We start from the raw sequence: 23770 nt of genomic DNA, 5'->3' as shown, positions 1-23770 counted from the left end.
CGCATAAAAAAGGCCGGTCTCGCAAGGATCGTTTTCCTGGAGACAGGCCTTTTGCCTTGAGCAGATTTCGTTAAGCAGGAAGAAAGACACCCTTCTGCGCTCACCTTTAACACCAATCCGCACTATTCTTAGTTTTCTTCCGTATCCGGATCTTCGAGTACAGGGCTGTCGACCATTTCCGGACCATTTCGCTCTTCCTTCATATCAAAATATGCATCGAGCATCCGCTGGGCAATATTTTGCGCCATACCTTGTCTTCCCCCTCGTGACTCAAGCTTGACGTTAGGAACGACAACGGCAAATGCCACCTCCGGATTGTCAAATGGAGCATAGCCGACGAACGTCTGGTTATTTCCCTCGACTTCGTTCACCGTTACCTGAGCTGTCCCTGTCTTAGCAGCAAGCTGATATGGCCGGTCAATAAAGCGTGAACGCGCCGTTCCTCGTGTTCCGGTTACGACATCACGCAAGCCCTGCTGGACACGCTGAATATGGGCATCGCTCATATCAATCCGGTTCAGGACGGTCGGCTCAAATTTTTGGACGACCGCCCCCTGTTCATCCTTATCGGAGACAGGCTCGCGAATTTCTCTGACGAGTCTCGGCTTCATCCGGTAGCCGTCGTTGGCAATCGTCGAAATATATTGAGCAAGCTGCAATGGTGTATACGTATCAAACTGGCCGATCATCAAGTCAAGCAGGTTTCCCCCCGCCTGATAGCCTCCGTCCACTCCGAGCGCGGTCGAAGGCAGATCAATGCCTGTCTCTGTTCCTAGCCCGAACTGGCTGAAATTAAAGCGGGCCTCATCATACGCGGCATTAATCGAATTTCTGTTCCAGTTACAATTATTCGGGTAATGACAGCCGGCCATCAGCATCGCGATTTCAAACATATAAACGTTTGAGGACACCTCCAGCGCTTTTCTGTCATCGACCCAGCCGAAGCCGCCCGGGACGTATGATCTCTTGATCGGCGTTCCCGGAAGATCGATCGGCCGATCATAGAACGAATTTCCCGGCCAAGTAACGCCGGTTTGAAAACCGGTTAAAACCGAGGCTGCCTTAACAGCTGAACCCATTGCAAAAGCCTTAGTGACATTGCCGATATGGTCGGAATAATTGCCGCTGTCCTGTCCGGCAGGATCATTAAAACCGGCCATGGCCAGAATATCGCCCGTGCGTGGATCCATCATAACGGCGTAGGCCGAACGGTCAAGAATAAAGGAATTTCCGGCAAGGCGCATTTCCTCTTCAATGCTTTCCTCGACCTTTTGCTGGAGCTCCATATCGAGTGCGAGCACAAGGTCATTTCCACGCTGACCGAGCTTTTCATTAACCGAACGTTCAACGGTCTGGCTTCCGTGCGAGGTCGTGATGCTTTCCATCACCGCCTTTTGTCCACGGAGTACATCCTCATATTGCTCTTCTAAAAAGCTCGTGCCGACATAATCCGAGCGCTCGTATCCGCGCGACAAATAATAGTCCAAATGCTCCCGCGGGATCGGGCCTGTTGAGCCAAAAAGACTGCGGAACGAATCACCGTAGACATAGGACCGCCGTGAGTCACGCAAAATGTCGACTCCGGGTAGACGGTCAAGATTTTCACTGAGGCGGTGCGCCTCTTCCTCGGTTATACCGCGCTTAATTCGCTGCGGAGAGTTGGCATATCCGCGAGCCATTTCACGATAAATCGCCAAAATTCGCAAATCCTGCTCAGAAAGGCTGTTAATCGCCGACTCCGGCACCCGATCCACCTCGGCCCGGTATTCCTCGGAAGGATCATCGAATTGAGCCCGCTCTTCCTTCGACATAAGCTCATAGCGTTCTTCCTCCGTCATAGTCAGAAGAATATAGTCCTGCTTATCACGATCTGTAACACTGTCCGTCTCGACATCAATTAACTTTTCAAGCTCAGTGGCGACTTCAAGCATATGGGTGCTGCTTGTCGCTCTGGACGGATTCGTATAGGTAACGGATAATTCAAGCTCATTATCGACGACGACATTTCCGTAACGGTCATACATCAACCCTCTCGGGGCGTCAATTCGCGCCGTCGTATTGCTTGTCCGCTCAAGCTCCTTCACGAATTCTTCTCCCTGGACAATCTGCACCATCCCAAGCCTTAAAATCAAGGCCGAAAAAAGAATGAAAACGGCGAAAAACAGCACATTCAGCCGCGCCGGTAAATGATGCTTCTTCTTTGGTCGCGCTTTGCTCACAGCCTCTCCTCCTCCCTGTTCACCTAACGTTTCTATGTAAAATACATTAGAATAGGCACCTACAAGAGGTGCCTAGAAACATTCGCATTCATAACCCGCGTATGCCGTTGCTTCAGTTGTTTCATGAACCTACTCTCGTAGGTGGGTGTTCGCAGATTCCCGTTCAACGTCCAGAACAATGCTGGCATGTTGGCAGAGACTCAATGTAGAACTCCCTGAAAAAATGCAAGGTTCGAAACAAGGAGAAGCTGACTAACACGGCAGGCAAGCTTCGTTTATTTGTAAGCTTATTATATCATATCAGCGCTCTTTGTCAAAGCGAACCTTTTTCGCTTAGACGGATGTCTCGCCTGTGTCGCCTTCCCCTTTTTCCTGTCTGGCAAAGCTGTAGCTTTCCCCTCCTTTTTCTTCTTGAAAACGGATTCCCCTGACGAAAAAATAAATCAGAAAGTGGCCGCCTCCAAGCAGCATCAGAAGAATTGGAATCGCTTTATCTTCGGGAAAGAACGTAATCGTGAAAATAAACGTCAGCACCGAAAGAATACGCCCGCTATTTAAAAACAATTCACGGACGACGATATATTCAATTCGCATCTCCGCCGCCCGCCAGCTTTTGCCGATGACATCATAAGTTAAAGAAACATACGGCACGAGCAGCATCGGATAGGCAATGGAAATGACAATCCCATACATGATTAACTTGGCAAACGAAAGGTCGAACACAATTAAGAAAATAGCGGCATATAAAATCGTTCCGCCAATCAGAATCGAGGTTTTGCGAAAATGGGATTTCACCAATCGTGTCACCGTATAATAGCCGACAAACTGGACAGCAGAGGCGACGAGCCCGTATGTTCCAATCGCCAGCTCACTGCCTGTTGCTATGTATACCCAGACAACGATCACAAAAACAAACGTCCCTTCACGCAGCCCCTGAAAAAAGTGGGCATGAAGAACGCGCCGCCAGTTAATATTGCTTTTTCGTTCCTCGAGAATGCGGCGAAAATAGAACCTCCCCTCCGCCGATCTTCGCTGTAGCATGAAGCTGAGCAGCACGGCGACGACAAAGAGCGAAAGTGAAATCGAGAACATCACCGTGTAACCGGCGAACTTTTCCATTCTGGTGATCACGAGTCCGGATACAATCGGCCCGATCATCCCGGCAAAGGACGTTAGCAATCCGAGGAAACCGTTAAAGAAATCTCTCGTGTCCGGCTCTGTAATTTCAAAGGTCAGCACATTAAACGCCAGCCAGTAACAGCCAAAGCCGATGCCCAAAATGGCGCCCAGCACGAGCAGAAAGCGGTTTGCATTATCTCCCAAAAGCAGCACCGTACAGTAAAAGCTGGATAGAGAAATGACACCGAGCCTTAGCACGATCACGCGATCAATCCGTTTCGCCCATCTTCCGGCAAGAATAAAAGTAATTGGCTGCAAAATAACCGCAGCCAAATTGTAGAGAGCCAGATCAATAAATTGACCCGATTGCTTCCAAAGGTAAACATTTACAAATGTATTTGATAAGGCGACACTCAACGCATAGAGACCGCCGATCAATAATAAGATTGTCAAATCTCTTGTTAATTCCACATCTCCAATGACTTTTGAAATAAGCGATTTTTTCACCGACTCCACCACCCTCATCAGTAGTGTGTCTCTTGAAAATATCGTTATTCAAATTAATTCGCATCATGCTTGCAGAACGGAACAGCTCCGCTTGCTGTCCGAAGGCAAAATAAAAAAGAGCGGCAAAGAAAACTCGCTCCTTTTGCCACTCTTTTCCTCAGTTCTTATTTTGCTGCATCGTAACGCTTTGTCACTTCATCCCAATTGACTACATTCCAGAATGCGTTGATGTAATCAGGACGACGGTTTTGGTAATTTAAGTAATAAGCATGCTCCCAAACGTCAAGGCCAAGAATTGGCGTCTTGCCTTCCATTAAAGGAGTATCTTGATTTGGAGTGCTTGTGATCGCCAGCTTGCCGCCATCAACGATAAGCCAAGCCCAGCCTGAACCAAAGCGGTTAGCTGCGGCATTTGCAAATTCTTCCTTGAACTTGTCGAAGCTGCCGAATGCTTCGTTAATCTTGTCCGCTAATTCTCCTGTTGGCGTTCCGCCGCCGTTCGGGCTAAGAATTTGCCAGAACAAAGTATGGTTAGCATGTCCACCACCATTGTTGCGAACCGCGCCACGAATGTTCTCAGGAACAGCGTCTAAATTAGAAACAAGATCTTCAATGCTCTTACTTGCTAGCTCATCATGGCCTTCAAGAGCTGCATTCAGCTTTGTCACATACGTGTTGTGATGTTTACCATGGTGAATATTCATTGTTTGCTCGTCAATATGAGGTTCTAGTGCGTTTGCTGCGTAAGGTAATTGCGGTAATTCGTATGCCATCTTCAATCTCCTCCTAATTTGAATTGCCAGCGACTTTACCAACAGAAATGTTTAGTAAGTCCGCCAATACCTACATTACCAAAATTTACTCGAGGTTGCAATAAAGAAGCTTGTTCTTTTTTACGTCGGGCTCCAAAATTTAATGTACCCTTCCTACCCGCTATTCAAACCTCTTCTTCGGCATATTGATTCCTTTTTTTCCATACATATGTACAAACCATCAAAGGAGGGACAAAATGAACTGGTGGGAAGCATTGCTTATTGGCTTTATCCAGGGAATTTCTGAATTTTTGCCGATTTCCAGTACTGCTCATCTGCTGCTTGCCAGGCAGATTTTCGCTTTTGAGACGCAGGCTGACACCGAGCTTGTGCTTGAAGTTTTTTTACATGCCGCCTCCCTGCTGGCGGTCATTCTTTATTTTTCGCGTGATCTGCTGCGGATTGGAAAGGACTTTATCCTCTATCTCACAAATAAACAGCAGAAACATTACAACCATTACCGTTTCGGCTGCTTGTTGCTCCTGTCGACCTTTGTCACGATGGGCGCAGGAAAAGGGCTTGAGTATGTTCTTGGTGAGCAGCTGACGACAATTGCCCTGATTGGCGCCTCTTTGATTATTACCGGGATTTTTCTCGTACTGATTGAGCATGGTGTCGACAGAGGCATGCGAAAGGAGCTGACCTGGCGGGATGGCGTTCTGATCGGTCTCGGGCAAGCCCTCGCCGTCATCCCCGGCATCTCCCGTTCCGGCAGCACATTAATTGCCGCTCTTTGGTGCGGACTCAGCAAGGAGGTCGCCCTCCGCTATTCTTTTCTTCTCTCGATTCCGATTATTCTCGGAATCAGTATCATTAAGCTGCCGGAGCTCGCTCAAGGATTGTACAGCGATCAATGGCCTTCCTTGATGCTTGCCTTTCTTTCAGCATTTTTCTTTGCCTTACTCAGCATTAAATGGCTGATTGCGATGGTACAGAACAGCAAATTAACATACTTCGCCTGCTATTGTATCGGCCTCGGCCTGTTTTCATGGATTTTTCTCGCATAGGAAATCATTGATCTTACTTGGAGAGTATGCTATCGTAAACCAAAAGCAATTGAATCAAAAACACCACTAGGGGCGCTTTGTAGCTGAGAGAGGTTCCACCTCAACCCTTACTTGACCTGACCTAGGTAATGCTAGCGGAGGAAAGTGGCTGTTCTGACAAATGATGAGGATCGTAACCTGTCATGGCGCCACCTTTCTGCCGAATGGTGGTGTTTTTTCTTTTGCGGCGTAAATTCGGAGGCACATTCCATGACCAAGGTTTCACAGGAACTATTGCGTTTGAAGGAGCTGACCTTTCACTATTCCGACGATTTGGCTCCTGTCATCAAACAGTTAACTTTATCGATTGACAGCGGGGAAATCCTCACTGTCATGGCCCCAAGCGGAACGGGGAAAAGCACGCTGTTCAAATTGATTACCGGACTGGCCGAGCCAACTTCCGGCTCGATTGAGCTGTTGCAGGAAGGCTCAGCCCGGCGTGAGATTGGCTACATGCCGCAGCAGGATCTTTTATTTGAATGGCGTACCATTTTGGATAATGTGGCTCTCCCGCTCGAACTACAAGGAATCGGGCGGAAAGAGCGCTATGAGCGGGCAAGGGAACGAATGAAGACGTTTGGCCTTGCCGGAACAGAGCAGTCCTATCCTCATCAGCTCTCGGGCGGGATGCGGCAACGGGCCAATTTCCTGCGGGCAACGCTTTCCGGTGAAAGACTGCTCTTACTTGATGAGCCATTCAGCTCGCTTGATGCGATGACCCGTCTGTCGATGCAGTCCTGGCTGCTCAGACAATGGGAAGAGGCGACAGAGCGGCCGACGCTGCTCTTTATTAGTCATGATGTCGATGAAGCGCTCTATTTATCGGATCGGATCGCTGTCTTTTCAGGCTCTCCTTTATCGAACTATACCCTTTTCACCGTCCCTTTTTCCCGGCCGCGTTCACATGAGCAGCTTCTAGAAGCCGAGGGGGCTTCCTTAAAAAGAGAGATTCTTCGTCATCTTACGAAGGAGGTGACGCCGTCATGAAACGGATCACCAATTGGCTCTATCCATGGCTTTTGCTTTGTGTGCTGCTGCTTGTCTGGCAAATAAGCGCCATCGCAGTCGGGCAGCCGTTTCTTTTTCCGGCACCGACACAAGTACTGGCGAAAATGGTTGAGCTGAATGAAGCGCTGCTTTTTACTCATTTGCCGGCCACGCTCGCGATTATTGTAACAGGGCTTTCCATTTCCTTCGTGCTCGGCGTCGTGCTTGCGATTGCGATGTACAAGCTGCCGCTCGTCGAACGGGCTTTTTATCCGGTTTTAATCGCTTCTCAAACAATTCCGATTATCGCCCTGGCTCCATTGTTCGTCCTTTGGTTCGGCTACGGGCTAACGAGCAAGGTCGTCGTCACCGTGTTGATTACCTTCTTTCCAATTACCGTCAGCACGTTCGATGGCTTTCGTACGACGAAGAAAGACTATCTTGAGTTGATGAAAACGATGGGAGCGAGCAAGTGGCAGCTATTTTGCAAGGTCGAGGTGCCATCCGCTCTCCCTTCTTTCCTCTCCGGCATGAAGGTCGCCGTGACGCTGAGCGTGATTGGCGCGGCGATCGGTGAATGGCTCGGCGCCCAAGCCGGCTTAGGCTATTTCAGCCGGAGAATGATGACGCAATTTGACGGCGCCGGTGTGTTTGCCCCGATTGTCTGGCTGTCGCTGATCGGCATCGCGCTCTTTCTGCTGATCCGCCTGCTGGAAGCTTCGCTGCTGAAATGGCGGCAGACGAAATGAGTTAGCCGAATACTTTTGGCTAACTCATTTTTCGTTTTCACTCGAATTGGCCTTCCGCTGCCCGGGCAAATAACAGCTTATCTGCTAAGACATCGAAATAATATAAATCACGGTCAAATTGATGATTTAATTCAGTAACGGTAATCCCTAATGCTGCCGCATATTCCTCCTGCTCTTCAAAATAATGAGGGTCAACCATCTCTTCAATATAAGCCGTAACCTCTTCTTCCGTAACAGTTATGTCGTATTCATCCTGTGCTTCCGCTAGCAGTTTTTCAAACTCCCGCTTCCGTTCATTTCTTGCTTTGATTATTTCAGCCGTTGGACGGTTCGTACCGAATAAGTGATTATTAATCAGCGATCGGAATAGCATTTTTTCTTCATGAATTGGCTTATACTCATATAACACCTCAATACTTTTGGATGAAGAAAGCTCAGCAAATTGATCCAAGGCGAGTGTTACCGCTGTTTTTACATCCGTTTGGTAGCTGTCAATCTGATAGCCGTTATCACCCTCCTCTAGAGTTTCCCTCTCGCCCTCACCATACATGCATCCAGCTAATAGCACCAGACTACATGCCATCACCACACTGATAAACTCTTTTTTCATCCGTCTTCCCCCTGATTCGTTTGATCCGGATCAATCCCTTTATTTTCCTAATACCACTGTAACACAAAAAAAACTACCATGCTTGGTAGTGTGAATTTCGTTATATGGCGGAGGAAGAGGGATTCGAACCCCCGCGCGGTTTAACCCGCCTGTCGGTTTTCAAGACCGATCCCTTCAGCCGGACTTGGGTATTCCTCCATCAAATGACAGTTGGTGGACCCTGTAGGACTCGAACCTACGACCGATCGGTTATGAGCCGACTGCTCTGACCAACTGAGCTAAGGGTCCTTACATGGGGCGGCTGATGGGAATCGAACCCACGAATGTCGGAACCACAATCCGATGCGTTAACCACTTCGCCACAACCGCCACAAGATTGCCACGAATATGTAAAAAAAGATAGCGGCGGAGGGAATCGAACCCCCGACCTCACGGGTATGAACCGTACGCTCTAGCCAGCTGAGCTACACCGCCATATTGGCTCCACAGGTAGGACTCGAACCTACGACCGATCGGTTAACAGCCGATTGCTCTACCACTGAGCTACTGTGGAATATTCATTGTTGTTGTTCATTCGTACGCTTGTGGTACCTGTCTCTTCCTCTTACTAGCTTCGCTCCGTTGCCGGCTGCGTCGAGACAACTCGTTGCTTGTTCGACCAGGCTTTGGCTCGTCACTGAGCTACTATGGAATATTCAATGAAATTCTTTATTCGTTCACTTGCAGCAGCCCCATAAATCGATAAAGACAAGAATGATAATAACATTTCTTCACCTTCGTGTCAATACATACTTTCCCTCAGCCACTAAGCAAGCACTGCTTTCCCAACTTATCATATTTAGCTCTATTAGACAAGCCATTTTCTGTTAATAGCGGGGGCTTAGGACTAGGGGGGCAGCAAGCCTGTTCCTCGTTTTAAAAGCCCATGCCGAAATGAATTCGGCATGGGCTTTTCTCTAATCTTAACTTTCTTTTATAAAATCAATGGTCTTCGCTAATGACCGCTTCCGCAATATTAACAGCATGGTCACCGATTCTTTCGAGATTGCTGACAATGTCGACAAAGACGATGCCGGCAGAGCCTGAACATTGACCTTCATTGACACGCTGAATATGCTGCTTTCTCAGCTTTCGTTCCATCCGGTCAATCATTTCTTCTTTCTCGATCACGGAACGCGCCATGTCGCCATCGACTTTATCCAGGGAGAGAACAGCTTCTTTTAAAGTGGAAATCGTTAAATCAAACATCTCTTGCAAATCGGACATCGCGGTCTCCGATAAATTAACCTTGTTCGCTTTTTGATAATCCTTCAATTCAACAATGTTTTCGATATGGTCGCCGATTCTTTCAATATCTCGAACCGTATCCATCAGCATCGAGTGCATTTTTGAATCCGGACCTGACAGGGAGCGTGACGAAATTAAAATTAAATAGTCTGTAATTTTGCGATCTAAATTATTAATCGCCTCTTCAAACTGCACGGCCATTTCAGCATGGCGCTTCGTGCCGTTACGAAGATATTGACTGACCTCAAAAAGCCCTTTTTCCGAGAAATCAGCCATTCGTAATACTTCCTGCTTTGCCTGACCAAGTGCGATTGCTGGTGAACTACCAATAAATCTCGGGTCTAAATGCTTCGTCTTGTATTCAATGCTATATTCCTCACCCGGGACAAGCTTAGTTACAATCATAGCCAGTACAGCAATAAACGGCAACTGAATGATCGTATTCGATACGTTGAAGATCCCGTGGGCAAAAGCAATTGTCATTGGACGATTTAAGCCTAACTCGACCGCTAAAAATTCAATAAAATTCAAAAAGAATGGAAAGATAATTAAGACAAGTACGGTCCCAATTAAATTAAAAATGACGTGCGTTAAAGCTGCCCGTTTAGCAGCAACCGATGCCCCAATAGCAGCTAAAACCGCTGTTATCGTTGTCCCAATATTATCACCGAACAATACAGGCAACGCGGAATCCAACCCTATCGCACCTTGCTCATAAAGCTGCTGTAAAAGCGCAATCGCCGCACTGGAACTTTGCACGAGCACGGTAAATACCGTACCAATCAGTACCCCAAGCAAAGGCGTTTCACTCATGCTAAGTGTTAATTCTGTAAAGGCTTCAAGTTCACGTAATGGTTTCATTCCTTCTCCCATTAGCTCTAGTCCATAAAAAAGAGCACCGAAGCCAAAAATAACTTGTCCATAATTGTTGAATTTCTTATTTTTCAAAAAGAAAATCAAGGCAGCTCCGAGGGCAATAATCGGTAAAGAATAGGCAGATATATCGATCCCGATAATAAACGCTGTTACCGTCGTTCCGATATTCGCTCCCATAATGACACCGATCGCCTGCTTTAATGTCATAAAGCCGGCATTTACTAATCCAATTGTTAATACGGTTGTGCCGGAACTCGTTTGCAAAAGCACCGTTACAAACAGACCAGCTATCACCCCCATTAACGGGTTGGTCGTAAATTTATCGAGAAGATCCCGCAGGCGCTCCCCGGCAACCTTCTGTAATCCATCCCCCATGAATTTAATTCCGAACAGGAAAATCCCCAGACCCCCAAAAAACATGAACAAGAGTGATTGTAAATCCACAAATCCTCATCCCTTCATTTTCATAAGTCATCGTAAACTTTTGTCAAATTCGACAAAGCTCAACATCGACACCCTGTCTATTATTATTCATTTATGAACGGTTTGTAAATATGTATTTCGTATTTTTTCATATACGCTCTTTCTTTTAGTGATTCTTCCCTGAAATACATGGATCATACTCATAGTATTTTCTAGCGACATTCGTTAAAATAGGGAAGGGAAAAAGGAGGCAGTCATGAGTTTCTGGAAATGGTTTACAAAATGTTATGATCGGAAGGTAGTCGCCTATAGCCGGCTCCGCCCTATTACTTCGACAATTTGGCATGTTCTTTTTGTCATGCTTTTGGCCAGCTTTCCATTTGTCCTTTCGACAATGATAAGCGCAGTCGCTAATGTTGAACATCTGCAAGAGACGTTACAAGCCGATCTTCCCGATTTCCAGCTTGTTAACGGGGAATTAAGCATGGAACATGAAGAAGTCTATATCGCTGAACATACAAATGATTATCTTTTTGTGATTGATCCAAATCTCACCTATCCAAAGGAGGAATTGCCGGCACTTCACAATGGGGTCGTCCTGCAAAAACAGGAACTGATTATGATCGACGAAGGTCATCTCCAAACAGTCCCTTATCTTCTTCTTGGCGGCCAGCAGCTCTCTGGTGATCAGCTCAAAGCTCGGATTGATGACCTGGCCGGCTTTTTGCCAATTTTGCTCGGAGTCGTGAGCATCCTGATGTATGCGGCATTAGCAGGAACAGCCTTTCTCGGCATTACGGCCCTCGCTTTCATCGGCCTGGCCTTTCGTCAAAAGCAGCGTTTTCTTACTTACCGTCACTTATGGCTGATGACCGCTCATGCTTTCACGTATCCGGCAATTGTGCTATTTTGGATCGACACATTTTTATGGAAAGTTCCATTCACTGCTTTTGTACTAGCGACTTTTGTCTATTTATTGCTGGCAATGAAATCAATTCCGCTGCCAAAACAAAAGAAGCGAGTCGCTCCTTAGCGCTCGCTTCCCAAGATAATGTTATTGCTCCGTAAAGAGCTTCTCCGCATCATCCAATGCCATGTCCTGTCCGAGTGCGGAATAATCAAGCCATGTTTGGCCGTCGAGCGTGTAGACATGATTGTTCTTTACCGCTTCGAGATTATTCCAGACTGGATTTTTCGCCAGCTCGTCAAAACTTCTCTTCGCATCATCATCATTGTTGACGATCAAAAAGATCGCATCTGCCCCCAAATCAGGCAGCACTTCTTTTGAAATAACGGCAAATGGCTCGTCCCCCGTCATCTCTTCCAATCCATCAATCGGCGTTAACCCGAGGTCATCGAACATAATCGGCCCCATCGGACGGTTCATACTCATTACCCTCATTTCCTTGGCCGAGACGCGGATCGCCATCACTTTCGCCTCTTCACCAAGTTCATCGTGGATGAACGACTTCACCCGCTCTGCCTTTTCTTCGTATGCTTCGATAAACTGTTCTGCGACCTGCTCGCGTCCGACATATGAAGCCGTCTCCAGCAAATGATCGCGCCATGTCCCTTCATCGATATCCGTGCTGATGACCGGGGCGATTTTTTCCAATGTGTCGAGCGACTCCGCGCCGAAATGCGCATCCGTAAAAATGTAATCCGGCTCCAGCGCCAAGATGGCTTCCATATCAGGACTTGTTACAACGCCCAGCTTTGCGCTGCCCTCAAGCAAATCCGCGACATGCGGTAGAAAATCACCTACGCCCCACCAATTGCCGAACCTGCCGGCTTAATCCCGAGCGCCAGCAGATTATTCGTCATATGAATCGACATCGAGGCGATGACCGAATCCGGATCAACCATCGGCTCACCTTCGTCCGCCTCCGTTTCGTTGCCATTTTCCGTCACAACTGCGTCCTCGCCGGCAGACGATGTCTCGACGTCAGCTGTCGTTTCCCCTGTTTGTCCGCAAGCGACAAGCAGCATGATGAAAAGAAGCAGCAATAAAGGTTTGATAATAAATTTCATTGGTTCATTATCCTTTCATGATTCAAATTTATTTTTTCGCAGCAGCAAATAAAGAAAATAAGGACCACCTAAAGCAGCGACAATGACACCGGCAGGAATTTCATTAGGGCGAAAAAGCGAACGGCCGGCTGTATCGGCCATCACGAGAACCGCCATGCCGATCAATGCCGTTATAAGCAAAGAGCCGCTATGCTTTGGTCCGACAAGGCGACGCGCAATATGGGGAGCAGCCAGACCGATAAAGCTAATCCCTCCGGCGACTGAAACGCTTGCGCAGGACAAGGCGACCGCGAGCAGCAGCAACAGAAATCTGTTTTTTGTCGGTGAATTGCCGAGCCCTGTGGCGATCTCGTCGCCGAGACTGAATAAATCAAGCTTTCGCGATTGCATATAGATTAGCGGAAAGCAGAGCACTACCCACGGCAAAAGCGCCCAAACATGCACCCACTCTCTTCCCCAGACATTACCGGCCAGCCAGCGTGCGGCAAACGCATAGGTCGTGTCATCGAGCCTGAGCGACAGCAGCAGCGTTAAAGCGCTGAATCCAGCCGCCACCGCAATGCCGACGAGAATTAGCCGGATTGGCAGAAGACCGCGATAGCGATCATAGGAAAGCAGGAAAACAATAAAGGCCACAAGCAAGCCACCGGCAAAGGCAAACAGTGGAATCATTAGTGACATCGGTCCGTTCATTTCTAAAAAAAAGCTAATGTAGACGATTAAGCCAAACGCCGCTCCAGTATTCACACCAAGGATGCCGGGGTCGGCAAGCGAGTTGCGCGAAACGCCCTGAAAAACCATCCCTGCCACCCCAAGACCTGCTCCTGCAAGCATCGTAACGAGTATGCGCGGCAGCCGAAATTCGTACAGGGCCATCGTCTCGTACGGGGTGCCATAACCGAACAGCGTTTTCCAAACCCCTAGTGGAGAAATCGGCATCGAGCCAGTATGTAAGCCAATGAGAATGATAAGCAGAACAATCAAGACAAAAACAAGCGAAACGCCAAGGAGACGTTTTCTCCTGCTCCTGATGATTTCCTCCAGCTTCATCTGCTACAGCTCCCTCCTTTCCTTTCGTGCGATGTAAAGAAAGAAAGGAACACCGACGAGAGCAACCATCGCCCCGATCGCAAATTCCCTTGGCGGATTGACCATCCTCGAAGCAAAATCAGCCCAGACGAGTAAAGTCGCCCCAAGCAGGGCCGACATCAAAATTCGCTTCCGGTAATCGATCCCGACAAGCCAGCGGGCAATATGGGGGGCAACCAGACCGACAAACCCGATCGAGCCGGCGACTGCGACCGCTGAGCCTGCCAATAGAACGGCGGCCGTCATCCCTTGCAGCCTGACGGCATTAAGGGAAACGCCCAAGCTTACCGCCGAATCATCACCAAGAGACAAAAAGGTGATCGGGCGCCCTAGCATGACCGCCCAAACCGCGACGATGAAGACGATCGGCGCGAGGAGCCGCAAATGCTCCCAGCCAATTCCGCCTACTCCCCCCGCATACCAAAACGCCAGATCCTGACTCAGTTGAAAATAGATGGCGATTCCTGTGCTCAACGACTGCAAAATCGCCGCCACAACGGCCCCGGCGATCGTCAGCCTCAATGGCGAGTGAACGGAACCGAGCAGCATAATAAAGATAGTCGTCAGCCCCGCTCCGAAAAAAGCAAGTACAATTAATGTGCTGTATGAGACCGATGGGATAAATGCAAAGCTGAGCGCAACAACAAAGGCCGCTCCCGCGTTCACCCCCAAAATCCCGGTGTCCGCCATCGGATTACGCGTTATCCCTTGCATAATCGCTCCCGCAATGGCAAAGGCCATCCCCGTAACAGCCGCTCCAAGTACTCGCGGAAGGCGGATATCATGGACGACCTGGTGGGTCGTCCATTGTTCATCATAGTGGAAGACTGCAGCCCACACCGTCTCCAGTGTGACATCCTTAGCTCCATAGGAGACGCTGATAAAAAGGGTTGCCGCCAATCCAGTCAGGGCCGCAACAAACCATACTATTGTAATCAACCGCTTCGATCCAGCCATGACGATGTCTACTTCCTTCCCAACCCATTAATAATGATCATCATTCTCACTAAAAATCGAAAAAAAAAGCTGCGTGACCGCTTCCCCTTTGCCCCCTAGCAAACAAGAGGCCAAAACCTCCTCCTTTTTCCAGTGGAAATTGCTCATTATCCAAACAACCACTGATAATGATTATCAATATTAACAAAACTATGTACGCCTGTCAATTTCCATACCTCGGACTGGACCGAGCAATCCCGACAAGAATGAAAAGGTGAGATAAAACTAGCTTTGAGCTATTGGCGATCGCAGATTGTAGCAATTCCGCTCATGCTTAAGGGCTGGGCAAAAGGTAAAAAAACAACCTTCTGCCCAGCCCTCATACATTACTCGCTTTCCTTGTTTTCTTCGCGCTTCTTAACGACAATCCGCGTTCCGTCAACGGAAACAACTTCAATCGGTGCGCCCGCTTCAATCCATTGACCACCGCTTGTCGCGCTGTACTGGGCCCCGTCAATCTCAATCGAGCCAGTCGGGCGGAATGGCGTTAACGTTTTGCCTTCCTTGCCGACTAATGATGTGTAGCTCTCATTGATTGAGTTATAGCCGAGATCTCCCGTTAAACGATCCTTCAAGGTCATTTTCGCCCACAAATTACGCGATGGAAACACCTTCAGAAAAAGGGCGGAACCAAACCCTCCCAAGAGGAAGCCCATTGAGACAAACACTCCGTAAAGAAACGTTGGTGCAGGTACGGCCAAGCCAATAATCATCAGGATAATTCCGAGTAAAGCGACGGTACCATCCGTAATCACCTTGCCATCAATGATAATCAAAGCAAGCCCTACTACATAAAGAATGACAACCCAAAAACCGACTTCCCCTGACAAATGATAGGAGAAATACATCGCCATAATCGCGATCCCTAATAGTGCAAAAAGGCCCTTCGCCCGTACGAGCAGTTCGCCAATTAAAAATAACGTTCCGAGAAACACAACTAAAAATCCGATACTAGCTGAATCTAACCATTCCATAACCCCGTCCCCCTTTCCTATACATACGGCTAACCCCCATCACTTGGTTTCAGCAAAACGGAAAAAAGCATAAAATTCACTTTTATCCGTTTTGCCGGCGCCAGCGTGCACGAATCAGGTCCGGTTATGAACTGAAAACACCGCGCAGTGAATCAATCAGGCTGTTAATAAAATCAAGGAAGCTGCGAATAAAGCCTTGCGTCTCTTCCCGATTTAAAAATTCGCCAAGATTGTCGCGCACATTTGTAATTTGTTCCTGCACCTGATTCCAGTCAATGTTTAAGTCCTTCATTCGCATAAACAATGAGACAAGTCCATTCAGTTCTTCATCAGTCAACGTAATGCCAAGCTCCTCTGCAATCCGACGAATCAATTCACGCAGATCATCCTCTGTCTCCACAGGGTTGTTCGCAATTTCTTCTTTGACCCGGTTCATTAATTCCGTCGCCTGCTCTATACCAATTGACTCACTCAGTTCGGCAGTCGTCACCATTTCTTCATTGGCGATTTGCTTCTGTTCTTCAGGAATTTCAATCTCTGTTGCAATTTCATACGCCTTGATCAGACCGGTTAATGCCGCCGTTCCCGATACTTCGACCGGCGCCGTCACATAAATATCGGCATCCTCCACGCCGGCTGTAATCAGCGCATTGGCATACATCGCTTCCGACACCCATTTTATATTATGCGTTTCTACATTAATTCCCGCTCCACTTTCCTGCAACGTAATTTTCGAGGAGGAAAGCGCGCGTGTCCCAATTTGACTCGCACTAATATAGTCTCCTAAATATTGATGCTCTTCTTCATTTGTCACATATACAATCGGATCATTCTCCGTTGCTCCCATTTCATTTAGCAGTGCCTGCCGCTGTTCCGCGGAAAGAGAATCTCCAAGGGTCACGATCACGTCACCTGGAGCTGCGTCAGCGAAAACAAGCATCGGCATGAACAAACTAAAAACAAGTAAAAGCACCCAGCTTCTTTTTACATTTTTCATCATAATCGACTCCTTTTTTTGACGAGCTTTCTTTGATTTCTCTAAGCGCTCTGTCAACACTCTATGTAACGAGTGTTCTATACACAAGGAAACACATTTATTGAATAAAAGAAAAGGGCCTTTTGTCTCATTTACCGATCAGCTTAAAGGAAATGGGCGACAGCTTTTCCCAATTGGCAAACAAGACCAGCTGCTCATGAACAGAAGACCGACCAATGTTACACAAAAAAATGAAGTATACATCATTTGCTCAACATCGGCAACCCATTGAGCATATAACACCGGGCCAAAAGCCACCCCTAAAAAGCGCAGCATCGCATAAAAAGCAAAGACCGTCCCCCTTTCCTGCTCCGAGACAATGGAAGCGAGCGCTGCATTGGCGGAAGGAAGAACAATCCCAAAGCCCGCTCCAAATAGGAGAAGACCGGCGAGTACAACGGATAGCTCTGTTGAAAAAATCATACCGAAAATGCTGAGAATCATCAAGGCCGCGCCAGACAGCATCCCTCTTTTATAGCTGTCCTCCCTGCCGTGCAGCTTCTTTCCGGTCGTATAGGAAGACAGCGTCAAAGCAAGCAGCGGGATCGCCAGAAAAAGCCCGGCCCAGATCGGCGATGCCCATTGCTGTTCTTCTAACCGAAAGGACAAATAAAACAAAAAACCAAACAGCATGAACATCCCGAATGCACCAGCCGTAAAAATTGGCAGAAGCCAGCGCCACTCCCTTTGGAACAAAGACCGTAAACGCCGAAATTTAACCCAAATCGCCTCTTGGCCGCGGGCCTGATTTTTCTTACCCGGTAAAAAGAAGGCGATCCCGACAAATGCCAGCAGGGCAAATGCGAACAGCACAACGAAGCTGAGCGACCATGAATAGAGCAAAAGCAACGCCCCGATAATCGGGCTGACGACCTTCCCCGCGCCATTAAATACTTCAATTAACCCAAACGCCTGGTTGCGCTGCTGCCCCTGATACAAGTCACTGACGAGAGCCATTGCCAGCGGCGTGATGCTTCCCGCTCCGATTCCTTGCAGCACTCTGGCGACAAGCAGTAAAGCAAAGGAAGTTAGCGCACTGCTCGTCGCCACTGACGCAAGCAGCGCTCCTCCCATAATAAAGGGAAGTGCGGTCAATGCGACCTGCTTCCGGCCATAGCGGTCGGAAAGAACACCGCCTAAAGGGACAAACAAAGCAGCCGGAATCGAAAAGCTTGTCAGCAGCATCCCGCCCTGGAACGTGGTAATCATTAAGTCTGTCTGCATCATCGGCAGAAGGGGAATAAACATCGAATTCCCAATCACCATAATAAAAGGGAGCAACCCGATAAAAACAATCAAATAGACAGGCTGGCGCTCATTCATCCGAAAAAACCTCCTCAACGTTCAAGCAAAGTTGTCATAATTATTCCTTGTCCACATATACTGGATAATAGTAGAAACGGTAAAACGGCAGATGGCGTCTTCCATTACAGGCAGGCGCTAAAAGGAGGACAAGCTAATGAAACGACTCGTGACGATCGCGATAGTGTTGATGATTTTATACTGCACTTATTATGATCTTTCGATTGGAACTTTACCCAATGGGTTAACGAAGGCGGCTGAAGCCGAGCAGGAGGCACAGATCCAGCGAGAAGCCGAACAACCTTTGCCTCCTCCTTTAGCGCAAGCGCCTTATCAGGAGGTCATCGTTGAACCGGGCCATACCGTTTTGTCGATTGTTGAACATCTTCATGAAGGTCCAATCCCGGCTTCGATCCAGGAAATTGTCTATGATTTCAAAGAGCTGAATCAAGGACTTGAGCCGGAGGATATGCAAATTGGCAAGGTTTACCGATTCCCGCTTTATCATTCGCATTAAGTGAGTTTATCCTTGCCAAACCGTAAAGGTCATTGATAGAATGAAGACGATTGTCTAATCTGAGATTAGAAGAAGAGACTGTCTCTTCGATATAAAGGAGCGAGGTCAATGACCGAACGAACACATCGTACAAAAACCCGGCCGGTTAAGGTAGGTAATTTGACGATTGGGGGAAACAATGAGGTTGTCGTGCAAAGTATGACAACAACGAAAACACATGATGTTGAAGCTACCGTTGCAGAAATAAAACGATTAGAAGAGGCAGGATGTCAAATCGTGCGGGTGGCATGTCCCGATATGCGCGCCGCGGAAGCAATTGCGGATATTAAGGCGCAAATCTCGATTCCGCTTGTTGTTGATATCCATTTTGATTATAAGCTGGCTTTAAAAGCGATCGAAGGCGGCGCTGATAAAATCCGGATCAACCCGGGGAATATCGGCAAGCGTCATAAAGTGGAGGCTGTCGTCAAAGCGGCGAAAGAAAAAGGCATTCCGATCCGGATCGGTGTTAATGCCGGCTCGCTTGAAAAGCGGATATTAGAAAAATATGGCTATCCGACCGCTGACGGGATGGTCGAAAGCGCCCTCCATCATATCAGCATACTTGAGGAGCTGGACTTTCACGATATTATCGTTTCGATGAAGGCGTCCGATGTCAATTTGGCGATCGAAGCTTATGACAAAGCATCTCGTGCCTTTGATTATCCGCTTCACCTCGGGATTACCGAATCAGGCACACTGTTCGCCGGAACGATCAAAAGTGCGGCTGGACTTGGAGCCATTTTAAATATGGGCATCGGCAACACGTTGCGGATTTCTTTGAGCGCCGACCCGGTTGAGGAAGTAAAGGTTGCGCGCGAGCTGCTGAAGTCTTTCGGCCTGGCAGCCAATGCGGCGACGCTTATTTCCTGCCCGACATGCGGCCGGATTGAAATTGATTTGATCAGCATCGCCAATGAAGTCGAGGATTACATCGCCAAGATCAAAGCACCGATCAAGGTGGCCGTCCTCGGCTGTGCCGTCAACGGACCAGGCGAAGCGCGTGAAGCCGATATCGGCATTGCCGGCGCCCGCGGTGAAGGACTGCTGTTCCGCAAAGGAGAAATTGTCCGCAAAGTTCCAGAAGAGATCATGGTCGAAGAACTCAAAAAAGAAATTGACCAGATCGCCGAAGAATATTTCGCCAAGCAACAGGCTGAGCTTGCGTCAAAGGCTTGATTTTTTAAAAGAGGAAGGGGCTGGACAAAAGGTAAACTTTTGCCCAGCCCTTTTTTGTTCCCCGCCCTCCCCGTTAAAAAAACGGCGAGAAGAAGACGGTCATGAGAATCGAAACGGCCCCGATCCCAATCGCCCAGTTCCCGAGCGAAGTGGCGCCGTTACGACGTGATACAAAGCCAACTACGATCCCGGCTGCTCCAAGCAATACCGGGAGGAAAAACAGTGAGAGTATGGAAAGAACGATGGCGAATGTGCCGACGCCGCGACCTGCTGTCACGTCATCTTCGTTCATCTCCGCCGTCTCTTCGCTTTCAGCATCGCGCGCTCCACCAAGACCGCGGACTCCTGCCATTCCTTGAACAGGTGCATATTCTGCTGCGCTTTCCTCTTGGAAATTTGATGGAGGTGTATCAACGGTTGGCTGGTTCGACGGCATTCCCTCAGCTTCTGCTTCTCCTCTTAATCCGAGGTTGCGATCATCATCTCGCCCCTCAACGTGGTTATTGACAAGCGTCAAAGAACGATCGTCTTCATCCAATAACCTGATGGGTTCATCTTTTGGTTTTTGTTCATCTGCCATATGAATCCCTCACTTTCTTTATTTCGGGGAACAGTACTAGTATGACGCTTCCGCTTTGAATTATAGGTGACAATCATTTCTTCATCAGGAAAACTGACGTTGACCAGACTGCTGAAAAAAGATGGCGTTCCCTTTTGCAGCAGCCTCACGTTATCGGGAAGAACTTTTTTCAATGTCTTGACTAGACCGATATTCTAATTTCGTGTATGGTAATAAGATAAGTTTTGTTTTAATTTTGAGGTGATTTGAATGACAACAAAAAAAAGAATCGGACTGGATATCGATGGTACGATTACCGCTCCGGATACTTTTATTCCTTACTTAAACAAGCATTTCAATAAATCACTGACTTTAGATGATATTGTTGAATATGACCTGACCAATATTTTGGAGATAAGTGAGCAGCAGTTTTGGGAATGGATGGGGAAGCATGAAGGTATCATTTACGAACAGGCGCGCCTGGCCGAATATGCCGAACAGACGTTACATGAATGGACGGAGCAGCATGATCTGATTTACATTACGGCCAGAAGGGAACACTTGGCTTCCGTTACGAAAAAGTGGTTCACGAGCAGGTCGTTGCCGTTTGACCATATTGAATTAGTCGGAAAACACGACAAAATCGAGGCGATTCGCAGCCACCGGCTTGATATCTTTTTTGAGGACAAGCATGACAACGCCGTGGCGATTGCCGAAGAATTTAAAATTCCGGTTATTCTGATGGACACACCATATAATCGCCTGCCCGTACCTTGCAATGTGATTCGCGCTACAAACTGGCTTGAAGCAAAAGCATGGGTCGACAAATGGCTTGCGGAATGAGGCTGGGACAAAAGGTTGTTTTTTTACCTTTTGCCAGCCTCTAAGCAATGAGCGAAACCGCCACGATCTTTTTAAAGCCCGTTGTGAGTGGATTTCTCACAACGGGCTTGTGGCGTGTAAAGCCATTGCCAATAGGTTAAAAGCTAGTTTTGTCTCAAGCTTATTCATCCTTTGGCCGGAAGGTATGGCAGCATGTTTCTTTTTTCTGTGTTGCTTCATGATGGTATTCCGCCTCGCCGTAAGGTTCAGCTCCCGCCTCCATGTTGAAATCAGCCGTTGAATTGGCGTCAATCTCAACAAGGATCGCTTCGGCTTGACATTTGTTTCCTTCTCCCCAAAAGGTACAGTTTGCCACATTACATTTCACAAGTGGTTTTGCCATCATTCATCCCCTCCTACTGTTAGGATGGATGAATTCGCCACCGCCTACCCGAGCCAACACTTGGGATTTTAAGAAGCTATTCTTGACACTGTTCACATCTTCCATAGATTTCAAACTTATGGCCCGTCACCTCGAAATCAGGAAATGTCGCCTTTAGCATATCCATCGGACAATTGTGAATATGCTTCGTCGCACCACAATCGAGGCAGATTAAATGATGATGATGCTCGTCGGTCGAACAGCTGAACCGGAACCGTTTCTCCCCTTCGAGTTCAGTCGCTTCGAGAATTTCCATTTCTGTAAACAGCGATAAATTGCGATAAATCGTATCAAAGCTCATCCCCGGGTAATCTCCCTGCATCGACTCCAGCACTTCTTTTGCCGATAAATACCGCTTCTCATCAGCAAACAGCTTCAGCATATCCTCGCGCTTCCCTGTATGCTTGTATCCTTTTTCCTTCAATCGTTCCATTGCTTCATTCACATTCTTCATGTCCAAACCTCCCTACGAGCTGTACAAATGGCTGCTGAGCTTTCTCCAGGCCTTTTGCGCATAAATGGTCACCAGCAGAATGATCACCGCGATCATGACGATCATTCCTCCGGGAGCAACGTCCAGCTGAAAAGCCGAAATCAGACCACCAATGACTGCGATCTCGCCAAAAATGACCGAATAGATAAACATTTGCTTAAACCCTTTCGCGAGGCGCATCGCCGCGGCCACAGGTAACGTAATTAATGACGAAACAAGTAAGATGCCGACAATTCTCATCGAAGCCGCGATCACAAGCGCGACCATCACAATAAAAATAAAATGAATCAGTCTTCGGTTCAAGCCGGCGACCACCGCCTGCTCCTCATCGAATGACAGAAAGAACAGCTCTTTATAAAACAATAGTAGCACAATCAGAACGATAACTGTAATAACACTGATCGTCCAAAGGTCTGAACGGCTGACAGCAATCACGCTGCCAAATAAATAATTGAATAAATCATTATTAAAGCCGTCGGCCAGAGAAATGAACACGACGCCAAGTCCGATACCCGCCGACAAAATAATCGGGATCGCGATTTCCTTGTAGTACTTGTACACGCTCCGCAGCTGCTCAATCAAGAGAGAACCGCCGACTGAAAAGACCATCCCCATATACAATGGATTCATCCCTTGAAAAAAAGCAACATGCTTGCCGAGCAAAAGGCTTGCGGCGATGCCCGAAAGCGTAATATGCGACAATGCATCAGCGATCAGAGCCAGCCGTCTGACCATTAGAAAAACACCGAGCATCGGCGCAAGAAGGCCGATCATCATTCCTGTAAATAGCGCATTCTGAAGAAATTCATATCGTAAAAACGCATCAAGCATTTGTTAATGACCTCCATGACTATGATTATGGGAGAGCAGATGGACATCATGGCCGTAAAAGGAGGACAAATCCTGGTTTGCAGTGAATTCAGCTGTATTCCCGTGAAAATGCAAATGCTTGTTCAAGCAGGCTACATCCGTCACATGATCAGTCATCGCGCCAATATCATGGGTAACCATAATCAGCGTCATGCCTCTAGCCCTGTTTAATTCCTCAAGCAACCCGTAAAACTGGCGGACATTCGACACATCGACACCGACAGTGGGCTCGTCTAAAATAAGCAGCTCCGGATCGCTCACCAAAGCACGCGCGATAAACACACGCTGCTGCTGCCCGCCTGAAAGCTCGCCAATATTTTGATGAAGGTACTCTGTCATGCCGACCTGCTCGACGGCTTCGTACACTTTTTCCTTATGATGCTTATTCAAAAAACGAAACAAGCCGACCTTTCCATATAACCCCATCGAAACAACCTCATAAACGGTTGCCGGAAAACCGGAATTGAAGCTGTTCGCTTTTTGTGAGACAAAGCCGATCTTATCCCAATGCTTAAATTTATCGACACGCTTGCCAAACAGGCGCAGTTCACCTTGTTGCGGCTCAAGCAAACCAAGCATCAGTTTGATCAGCGTCGACTTTCCCGATCCATTCGGTCCGACAAGGCCTAAAAAAGCCCCTTTCTCAACCGTTAACGAAATGTTTTCCAGCACATTCCGATTTCCATAATGAAAGGAAACATCGTGAATCGCTACGACTTCCTCCATAGTACCACCCTCTTTATTTCCATTCTGATTCTCATAAGAATCATTACGATTTAAACGAAT

At 47.7% G+C, this 23770-nt stretch carries 22 protein-coding genes, 5 tRNA genes, 1 other RNA gene, 1 pseudogene and 1 riboswitch; of the genes and pseudogenes, 7 read left to right on the top strand and 22 right to left on the bottom strand.

Going from position 1 to position 23770, the window contains the following annotated elements; genetic code table 11:
• Positions 1-128: 128 nt before the first annotated feature.
• From M3202_RS02235 to M3202_RS02220, 4 genes are all read right to left on the bottom strand, one after another.
• Entirely contained in the window at positions 129-2219 is a 2091-nt protein-coding gene (locus M3202_RS02235; RefSeq protein WP_251221729.1) for a peptidoglycan D,D-transpeptidase FtsI family protein, read from the bottom strand.
• A gap of 88 nt (positions 2220-2307) precedes the next feature.
• A non-coding RNA gene (gene ssrS / locus M3202_RS02230) (6S RNA) lies at positions 2308-2489 on the bottom strand.
• A gap of 63 nt (positions 2490-2552) precedes the next feature.
• A complete protein-coding gene (locus M3202_RS02225; RefSeq protein WP_251221728.1) occupies positions 2553-3863 on the bottom strand; it encodes an MFS transporter in 1311 nt (436 codons plus the stop codon).
• A 146-nt stretch (positions 3864-4009) separates the two neighbouring features.
• The gene (locus tag M3202_RS02220) at positions 4010-4618 is read right to left on the bottom strand and encodes a superoxide dismutase (RefSeq protein WP_251221727.1); all 609 of its coding nucleotides are present in this window, start codon (positions 4616-4618) and stop codon (positions 4010-4012) included.
• A gap of 236 nt (positions 4619-4854) precedes the next feature.
• Between M3202_RS02220 and M3202_RS02215 the strand changes: the two genes are divergently transcribed.
• From M3202_RS02215 to M3202_RS02205, 3 genes are all read left to right on the top strand, one after another.
• Positions 4855-5664: an undecaprenyl-diphosphate phosphatase gene (locus M3202_RS02215; RefSeq protein ID WP_251221726.1), complete on the top strand. Its 810-nt coding sequence runs from the start codon at positions 4855-4857 to the stop codon at positions 5662-5664.
• A 58-nt stretch (positions 5665-5722) separates the two neighbouring features.
• A riboswitch (TPP riboswitch) is annotated at positions 5723-5824 on the top strand.
• An 89-nt stretch (positions 5825-5913) separates the two neighbouring features.
• Positions 5914-6690, top strand: a complete 777-nt coding sequence (locus M3202_RS02210) for an ABC transporter ATP-binding protein (protein WP_251221725.1) — start codon at positions 5914-5916, stop codon at positions 6688-6690.
• Positions 6687-7439, top strand: a complete 753-nt coding sequence (locus tag M3202_RS02205) for an ABC transporter permease (protein ID WP_251221724.1) — start codon at positions 6687-6689, stop codon at positions 7437-7439. Before M3202_RS02210 ends, M3202_RS02205 begins: the two co-directional genes overlap by 4 nt.
• Before the next feature lie 37 nt (positions 7440-7476).
• Here the strand turns inward: M3202_RS02205 and M3202_RS02200 are convergent, their stop codons facing one another.
• The 7 genes from M3202_RS02200 to M3202_RS02170 form a co-directional block, all read right to left on the bottom strand.
• Complete coding sequence (locus M3202_RS02200; RefSeq protein ID WP_251221723.1) at positions 7477-8049, bottom strand: hypothetical protein; 573 nt, start codon at positions 8047-8049, stop codon at positions 7477-7479.
• Positions 8050-8154: 105 nt separating this feature from the next.
• A tRNA-Ser gene (locus M3202_RS02195) sits at positions 8155-8247 on the bottom strand.
• A 13-nt stretch (positions 8248-8260) separates the two neighbouring features.
• A tRNA-Ile gene (locus M3202_RS02190) sits at positions 8261-8337 on the bottom strand.
• A 5-nt stretch (positions 8338-8342) separates the two neighbouring features.
• Positions 8343-8418, bottom strand: a tRNA-His gene (locus tag M3202_RS02185).
• 31 nt (positions 8419-8449) lie between these two features.
• Positions 8450-8523 (bottom strand) — tRNA-Met (locus M3202_RS02180).
• A 4-nt stretch (positions 8524-8527) separates the two neighbouring features.
• Positions 8528-8602: transfer RNA gene (locus M3202_RS02175), tRNA-Asn, on the bottom strand.
• A gap of 428 nt (positions 8603-9030) precedes the next feature.
• Positions 9031-10656, bottom strand: coding sequence for a Na/Pi cotransporter family protein (locus M3202_RS02170; protein ID WP_251221722.1), 1626 nt, complete (start codon positions 10654-10656; stop codon positions 9031-9033).
• Between the two features lie 235 nt (positions 10657-10891).
• On the opposite strand from M3202_RS02170, the gene M3202_RS02165 reads away from it, so the two are divergent.
• Entirely contained in the window at positions 10892-11668 is a 777-nt protein-coding gene (locus M3202_RS02165) for a DUF1189 domain-containing protein (protein WP_251221721.1), read from the top strand.
• Between the two features lie 21 nt (positions 11669-11689).
• Here M3202_RS02165 and M3202_RS02160 read toward each other — a convergent pair.
• The 6 genes and pseudogenes from M3202_RS02160 to M3202_RS02135 form a co-directional block, all read right to left on the bottom strand.
• A pseudogene (locus M3202_RS02160) lies at positions 11690-12666 on the bottom strand (ABC transporter substrate-binding protein).
• A gap of 15 nt (positions 12667-12681) precedes the next feature.
• A complete protein-coding gene (locus M3202_RS02155; protein ID WP_251221720.1) occupies positions 12682-13716 on the bottom strand; it encodes a FecCD family ABC transporter permease in 1035 nt (344 codons plus the stop codon).
• A 3-nt stretch (positions 13717-13719) separates the two neighbouring features.
• The gene (locus M3202_RS02150; protein ID WP_251221719.1) at positions 13720-14712 is read right to left on the bottom strand and encodes a FecCD family ABC transporter permease; all 993 of its coding nucleotides are present in this window, start codon (positions 14710-14712) and stop codon (positions 13720-13722) included.
• A gap of 365 nt (positions 14713-15077) precedes the next feature.
• Positions 15078-15725 carry an NfeD family protein gene (locus M3202_RS02145; RefSeq protein WP_251221718.1) on the bottom strand — a complete coding sequence of 216 codons (648 nt, stop codon included), beginning with the start codon at positions 15723-15725 and terminating at the stop codon, positions 15078-15080.
• A 124-nt stretch (positions 15726-15849) separates the two neighbouring features.
• On the bottom strand, positions 15850-16725 hold the full coding sequence (locus M3202_RS02140; protein WP_251221717.1) for a DUF1002 domain-containing protein: 876 nt from the start codon (positions 16723-16725) through the stop codon (positions 15850-15852).
• A 135-nt stretch (positions 16726-16860) separates the two neighbouring features.
• A complete protein-coding gene (locus M3202_RS02135) occupies positions 16861-18084 on the bottom strand; it encodes an MFS transporter (protein ID WP_251221716.1) in 1224 nt (407 codons plus the stop codon).
• Positions 18085-18220: 136 nt separating this feature from the next.
• Between M3202_RS02135 and M3202_RS02130 the strand changes: the two genes are divergently transcribed.
• Positions 18221-18580, top strand: coding sequence for a hypothetical protein (locus tag M3202_RS02130; protein WP_251221715.1), 360 nt, complete (start codon positions 18221-18223; stop codon positions 18578-18580).
• Between the two features lie 108 nt (positions 18581-18688).
• Positions 18689-19798: a flavodoxin-dependent (E)-4-hydroxy-3-methylbut-2-enyl-diphosphate synthase gene (gene ispG / locus M3202_RS02125; RefSeq protein WP_251221714.1), complete on the top strand. Its 1110-nt coding sequence runs from the start codon at positions 18689-18691 to the stop codon at positions 19796-19798.
• A gap of 73 nt (positions 19799-19871) precedes the next feature.
• On the opposite strand, the gene M3202_RS02120 is transcribed toward ispG, so the two are convergent.
• Positions 19872-20378 carry a DUF4190 domain-containing protein gene (locus tag M3202_RS02120; protein WP_251221713.1) on the bottom strand — a complete coding sequence of 169 codons (507 nt, stop codon included), beginning with the start codon at positions 20376-20378 and terminating at the stop codon, positions 19872-19874.
• Positions 20379-20627: 249 nt separating this feature from the next.
• On the opposite strand from M3202_RS02120, the gene M3202_RS02115 reads away from it, so the two are divergent.
• Positions 20628-21200, top strand: a complete 573-nt coding sequence (locus tag M3202_RS02115; RefSeq protein WP_251221712.1) for a hypothetical protein — start codon at positions 20628-20630, stop codon at positions 21198-21200.
• Between the two features lie 160 nt (positions 21201-21360).
• Here the strand turns inward: M3202_RS02115 and M3202_RS02110 are convergent, their stop codons facing one another.
• The 4 genes from M3202_RS02110 to M3202_RS02095 form a co-directional block, all read right to left on the bottom strand.
• Positions 21361-21585 carry a DUF1540 domain-containing protein gene (locus M3202_RS02110; protein WP_349775597.1) on the bottom strand — a complete coding sequence of 75 codons (225 nt, stop codon included), beginning with the start codon at positions 21583-21585 and terminating at the stop codon, positions 21361-21363.
• A gap of 73 nt (positions 21586-21658) precedes the next feature.
• A complete protein-coding gene (locus M3202_RS02105) occupies positions 21659-22075 on the bottom strand; it encodes a Fur family transcriptional regulator (RefSeq protein WP_251221711.1) in 417 nt (138 codons plus the stop codon).
• A gap of 12 nt (positions 22076-22087) precedes the next feature.
• Complete coding sequence (locus tag M3202_RS02100; protein ID WP_251221710.1) at positions 22088-22945, bottom strand: metal ABC transporter permease; 858 nt, start codon at positions 22943-22945, stop codon at positions 22088-22090.
• 3 nt (positions 22946-22948) lie between these two features.
• Complete coding sequence (locus M3202_RS02095; protein WP_251221709.1) at positions 22949-23710, bottom strand: metal ABC transporter ATP-binding protein; 762 nt, start codon at positions 23708-23710, stop codon at positions 22949-22951.
• Between the last annotated feature and the right edge of the window lie 60 nt (positions 23711-23770).

The sequence above is a fragment of the Halalkalibacter oceani genome (genome assembly GCF_023715605.1).
In the GTDB taxonomy this organism is placed as follows: Bacteria; Bacillota; Bacilli; order Bacillales; family Bacillaceae_D; genus Halalkalibacter; species Halalkalibacter oceani.
Note: the sequence above shows the minus strand (reverse complement) of the source record. Positions and strands in the feature narration are given on the sequence as shown.